This is a genomic window from Floricoccus tropicus, assembly GCF_001832905.1.
Taxonomy (GTDB): Bacteria; Bacillota; Bacilli; order Lactobacillales; family Streptococcaceae; genus Floricoccus; species Floricoccus tropicus.
Window position 1 is genome coordinate 109,058 of the sequence record NZ_MKIR01000023.1, and the last position, 6,091, is coordinate 115,148.

Annotated in this window: 5 protein-coding genes; 1 reads left to right on the forward strand and 4 read right to left on the reverse strand. The window is 32.7% G+C overall.

Annotation, left to right across the window (positions count from 1 at the left end; all coding sequences use genetic code 11):
• Nucleotides 1-25 precede the first annotated feature (25 nt).
• A complete protein-coding gene (locus BG261_RS07975) occupies nucleotides 26-1,672 on the reverse strand; it encodes a phosphoenolpyruvate carboxykinase (ATP) (protein ID WP_070792820.1) in 1,647 nt (548 codons plus the stop codon).
• Between the two features lie 327 nt (nucleotides 1,673-1,999).
• Nucleotides 2,000-2,563 carry an HD domain-containing protein gene (locus BG261_RS07980; protein ID WP_070792821.1) on the reverse strand — a complete coding sequence of 188 codons (564 nt, stop codon included), beginning with the start codon at nucleotides 2,561-2,563 and terminating at the stop codon, nucleotides 2,000-2,002.
• 273 nt (nucleotides 2,564-2,836) lie between these two features.
• Here BG261_RS07980 and BG261_RS07985 point away from each other — a divergent pair, with 273 nt between their 5' ends.
• On the forward strand, nucleotides 2,837-4,108 hold the full coding sequence (locus BG261_RS07985) for a replication-associated recombination protein A (protein ID WP_070792822.1): 1,272 nt from the start codon (nucleotides 2,837-2,839) through the stop codon (nucleotides 4,106-4,108).
• Nucleotides 4,109-4,210: 102 nt separating this feature from the next.
• Here the strand turns inward: BG261_RS07985 and icd are convergent, their stop codons facing one another.
• Complete coding sequence (icd, locus tag BG261_RS07990; protein ID WP_070792823.1) at nucleotides 4,211-5,473, reverse strand: NADP-dependent isocitrate dehydrogenase; 1,263 nt, start codon at nucleotides 5,471-5,473, stop codon at nucleotides 4,211-4,213.
• 150 nt (nucleotides 5,474-5,623) lie between these two features.
• Nucleotides 5,624-6,067 carry an LPXTG cell wall anchor domain-containing protein gene (locus BG261_RS11750; protein ID WP_193790149.1) on the reverse strand — a complete coding sequence of 148 codons (444 nt, stop codon included), beginning with the start codon at nucleotides 6,065-6,067 and terminating at the stop codon, nucleotides 5,624-5,626.
• Nucleotides 6,068-6,091 lie beyond the last annotated feature (24 nt).

Consider the following 6,091-nt stretch of genomic DNA (forward strand, 5'->3'; position numbering starts at 1 on the left):
TTGATGAGTCTTAAATAATCGAATATTAAAGTACGTTAACTACTTTCTCCATTGTTTCACGCGCCTCAACCGGTAATGCATGGTATCCTTCTAAGATATCTTCTTGCTTATTGATAAAGTCAAGACGAGTTTGCATGCGACCACGAACTTTATCTCTATATGCTGGATCTGAAAAGTCAACATCATATCCATCTACTTCAAGATAAGATACACCTTCCAATGGTCCATAATCAATGAAATTAGTTGTTCCGTTAATGATATTTTCAATAGATCCAAGAGTAACTTGTGGTGTCACTTTCTTATCGCCATAGAATCCTGTATTTAAGATATAACAATCTACTCCATCTTTTGCAAGCAAATTGCGGAAATCTTTATAGTCTTCCCCTAGGGCATAAGAACGGAATGGGTTAGCATAAGGTTCTATTACAAGATCATCTCTGTTAACATTTCCTACTACATTTTCTGCAGTTGAACGTTTTGTAGCAAGTGTAAGACCAAATACTGCAGCAAGTACTGGATCATCAATTTTTACAACTGGTGGAAGACTATCATCTTTCATAATCCAATACACAGCATCAATACTTTCATCCAGATGATCAACTCTATTTGGAGTCACATAACGTGACTTAACAGTACGTCCATTACCATTACGAACGTCTTGCATGATAATCACTTTTTTGCCTTCATCATCAAGTGTAATACCTACATTTTGACAAGTTAAAAAGTAATCTACTGCATCTTTGGTCAAATCATAATCTTGAACTTTATCAAAATATGCAGGTTCTAATGCTGTAGTTGAGCCATTATCATGATTGATAACAAAAGCATCATCATGTAGAACTACCACTTTCCCATCACCTTTTGGTTTTGATAAAGTAATTGTAGACTTACCTGATCCTGATAATCCAAATGCTGCCATTGTATATTTCTTATCAGGTAGTTGATATTGTTTCATACCACCGTGACAAGCTACAAATCCGTTGCGGTGTGCAGTTGCCCAAGCAAGAGTTAAAGTTGCTTTTTTAAGTTCTCCAAAATAACGAAGCCCAAGAATTGCTGCTACATTGTGAGCAGGATCAAATAAAGCTAGTCCATATGGAAAATCTGGATGTGACCATTCAGGATTTGCATAAACATATATATCATCTTCATCATAATCACGTGAAGTTTTATATAGTTCTTCTTCTTTTTCAGTTACGATTTGGAAATTAACTAAATATGAATACAAATTGTTTGCATATTGTTTAGGAACCATCAAATGCGCATGCGCCATGAAATCACGATCCAATCCAACAACTACATTTCCTTCTAAAAATTCTTGATCATTTCCAGTAAAGATTGCTTCACGTAAGATTCCTTGATAGTAGTCTTCATCAACACCAGGTTGACCAATTATTACACGTGCTGCTGCAGTACGTCCAACAACTTTTCCGTCATTGAATACTAAGATGCTTGCATCTTCAGGTAACCCCAAGTCCTCGTTATGACTAATTGGCATGTCTGTAACAATAGTTCCCGGAACATTTTTTGCAATTTCATAGGCTTGAGATAAGTTTTCAACTTTTTCAACATTATTACCATAAAAAGCAGTCTCAATTATTGCCTTAAAACTTGATAATAATTTATTTTCACTGTTAACTTGATCTCTCTTGAAAGTTTCAACTGTAGACATATTTTCTTCTCCATCTCTCTTTAAAAAGTAAAGGCTTACATTTGTAAGTTAATTATATAACACTTATGACTAAAAGTCTTTGAAAAATCAGTAAAAAAACACAAAAATATAAAATATTTTCAAAGAAGAATTTTATACTTTACTTGCTAGTTTCTCAATTTGTGACTTTTGATTTTTCTAAAATTTAATTGGTAAATGCGACTAGCTATTTCATATACTGAAACAACTGATATTTAACAATTTGATAATTAATTTTATATTTTTCAACATATCAAGTACTTAAACATAAAAATCATCAAATATATAATCTGATGATTCTTTAGTTTTTTAATGTTTATCCCAAATATAATCTAAAATTTCATTATACTCTTCTATTGATTTGCTTTTAGCAATAAAAACATTTTTACAAACTAGGTCTCTAAAAGAAGAATAATACCAATATTGATCTTCTTTGTTATTATTATTAAATATATCCCATACTTCATCGCCAATTACATCATATTCTTTTTTAATTTCACGCAGATTAGCAAGTTTGTCAGCCATAGGAAGCCATCTAAAGTTATTGTATATTGAATCAAGCATTCTAAAATGTTTGATTTGTTCTTCTTTACGCTCTCTCCAAGGAAGGGCTTTATTTTCCGTTTCTAACTTAACATAAAAACCTACTCTATTTCCGAAATTCTTATAGATATCTTCTATTTCAGTATCAGTATCTTCAACAGTGTCATGTAACCAAGCTGATGCTAAAATATTGGGATGTTGAATTTCTGAACTCAATATAGAATATACAGACTCAAGATGATCAGTAAAAGGTCTATCTCCACCCTTTCTTACTTGCCCGTTATGAGCTTTATACGCAAAGTCTTTTGCTTCTTGAACAATAAGATCCATTATCCATTCCTCCATTTTTAAATAAATAATTTTTTCTTCTTTTCTTTATAAGATTTTAGTCGTTTTAAGCTTAGCAATTAATTCAGTTAAGTTTTAAGCGCTTACAATTTTACAATATAATTGTATCAAAAAAAGAGGAAAAGTTCATGTATTGTTTGTGTACATCTAGTATTTTTCTAACTATTTATTTCATAGTCTCAGAAGTAGAAAAGACCTCCTTAAAATGTTACCATTAAGTTAACAAATACAAAGTTTTTTACGAGGAATATATATATGCAAAATTTAGCTAGGAGGATGCGTCCTCGAAATATAGATGAAATTATCGGTCAGGAGCATTTGGTCGGTGATGGTAAAATAATACGCCGTATGGTCGAAACCGGACTATTATCATCAATGATTTTATATGGACCACCAGGAATTGGAAAAACTAGTATTGCCAGTGCAATTGCAGGTACTGCTAATATGGCATTTAGAACATTTAATGCTACTACTGATAGCAAAAAAAGACTACAAGAAATCGCTGAGGAAGCAAAATTCTCAGGTCAACTTGTTCTTCTATTAGATGAAATACATCGATTAGATAAACCTAAACAAGATTTCCTACTTCCACTTCTTGAAAATGGAGAAATAATTCTTATTGGTGCAACAACCGAAAATCCTTATTTTTCAGTAGTACCAGCCGTTAGAAGTCGGGTACAAATATTCGAATTAAAACCATTAACTACTGATGATATGAAAAAAGCAATCAAGCGTGCTCTTAATGACAAAGAGAATGGTTTTGATTTTGAAGTACAATTAGATGATGATGCTTTAAACTTTTTAGCATCATCTACAAATGGAGATGTTCGTTCAGCATATAATTCTCTTGAACTTGCAGTATTATCTTCTGACAATCACCATGTTACTTTGACTGACATGGAGAACAGTTTACAAAGAAAAGCTTTCACATTTGATAAGGATGGTGATGCTCACTATGATTTGTTAAGCGCTCTCCAAAAATCAATTCGCGGAAGTGATGTTAACGCTGCTCTTCATTATACTGCAAGATTAATTGAAGGTGGAGATTTACAGAGTCTAGCTCGTAGGTTGACTGTAATTGCCTATGAAGATATTGGACTTGCAAATCCAGATGCTGCTGTCCATACTGTTACTGCTGTCACTGCCGCAGAAAGATTAGGTTTCCCAGAAGCAAGAATTCCTCTTGCAAATATTGTAGTTGATCTAGCTCTGTCACCAAAATCAAACTCTGCCTATGCATCAATTTCAGAAGCTCTTAACGATTTACATAGTCATGGAAACCTACCTATACCTTCACATCTTCAAGATGGTCATTATTCAGGTGCAAAGAAACTAGGTCGTGCTGAAGGATATAAATATCCTCATAATTTTCCAAATCACTGGGTTGATCAAGAATATCTTCCTGAAAAAATTAAAAATGCAGATTACTTTCATTCTGAAGATCAAGGTAGATATGAAGCTGCTCTAGGAAAAAGATTAAATGACATAAAAGAAGCAAAGAAACAAAATAAAAAGAATAAAAAATAATATATAAGAAAAAGTAAATTTGTAAACAATACAGGTTTACTTTTTTGGTTTTTAAAAAGACAGAGTTTAAATACACCCTGCCCACTACTGAATAATTTTAATTTAAATTTTTTCCAAAATGATATTACAAAATTCGCTTGTTGAAACTTCCTGAGCATCATCCATGAGAGATGCAAAATCTGAGGTAACTTTCTTCTCCTTAAACGCCTCTTCTATTGCAGTTGTTATTAAATCTGATGCTTCTGGCATCCCAATATAATCTAAGAGCATACATGCAGATAGGATGAATGAACATGGGTTAGCTTTGCCGAGTCCTGCTATATCTGGAGCTGTACCATGAGTTGCCTCAAATATTGCATATCCAGTATCATAATTAATATTTGCTCCTGGTGAAATTCCAATACCACCAACTTGTGCAGCAAGTGCATCTGACATATAATCTCCGTTAAGATTTGTCGTTGCAATTACATCAAATTTTTCAGGATGCAAAAGTATTTGTTGGAGGAAATTATCAGCAATAATATCTTTAATAATTACTAATCCTTCTTTTTTAGCAGTTTTTAATGCTTGATCAGCTACATCTCTTCCGCCATCTTTAAGTAACCTTCTATAAGTTCTCATTGAGAAGATCTTATCGCCATATTTTCTTTCAGCAAGTTCATATCCCCACTTTTCAAACCCACCTTCAGTAAACTTCATAATGTTTCCTTTATGAACTAAAGTCACGGATTCCTTATTATTTTCAATTGCATAATCAATCGCAGCAGTAATTAATCTCAAGCTACCTTCTTTTGAAATTGGTTTAATACCAATAGCCGTTGTATTACGGAACCTAAATTTATCATCGTCATAGAACGATTGAAGGTAATCAATGAGTTTTTTTGTATCTTCTTCACCTTGAGCAAACTCAATACCAGCATATACATCTTCAGTGTTTTCACGGAAAATTGTCATATTTGTTTTTTCTGGTTCTTTCAAAGGAGATGGAACTCCTTCAAAATACCTTACAGGTCGAACGCAAGCATATAAGTCAAATTTTTGTCGCATTGTAACTGTTAGGGAACGACGACCAATACCAATTGGCGTTTCAAGCGGCCCTTTAATTGCAACTTTGTCTTCTCGAATTGCGTCCAATGTTTCTTTTGGTAACCACTTTCCAGTTTTTTCATATGCATTTTTCCCAGCCAAAACTTCTATCCAATCAATACGACGATGTGCATAAGTTTTTTTTATTGCTTTGTCTAAAATAGGTCTTGAACCTACCCAAATTTCAGGACCGATTCCATCCCCTACAATTACTGGAATTCTTGTTACTTCCTTACCTGCAAAAGCTGAATTAGTTTTAATTACATCAATATCTTTCATAAGAGCTCCTTTAGAATTTACAGAAAATTTGTATTTTTTTAATTATACACTAAAAATCGGTAAATACCAATTAAAAACTAAAATTGATGTTATATTTTTTAACATGATTTACATAAAAAAACTGCAAGGAATATTTGCAGTTTTTAACAACTATTTATTTTTCTTGATTAAACCGAATGAGAATATACTCATCGCAGTCAATAATAGACCAAAAGTAATAAGTAATAAGTTAGTTGACTCACCTGTTTTTGGTAATAACTTTTTATTATTAGATTTTTTACTGTTAGTTACAATTTTTTTACTACTTGCTTTTGTAGATGTATTTGGTTTTGTACTTGATTTTGTACTTGGTTTTGTACTTGGTTTTGTATTTGGTTTTGTACTTGGTTTTGTACTTGGTTTTGTACTTGGTTTTGTACTTGAACTTGTTGGCGTTGTTGGTTCACTTGTACTTGAACTTGTTGGCGCTGTTGGTTCACTTGTACTTGAACTTGTTGGCGCTGTTGGTTCACTTGTACTTGAACTTGTTGGCGCTGTTGTTTCACTTGTTCTTGTATTTGCTGACGCTGGTCCATCACTGATAAAAATAATTATACAAGCTGTTTTCTATCTACCTAT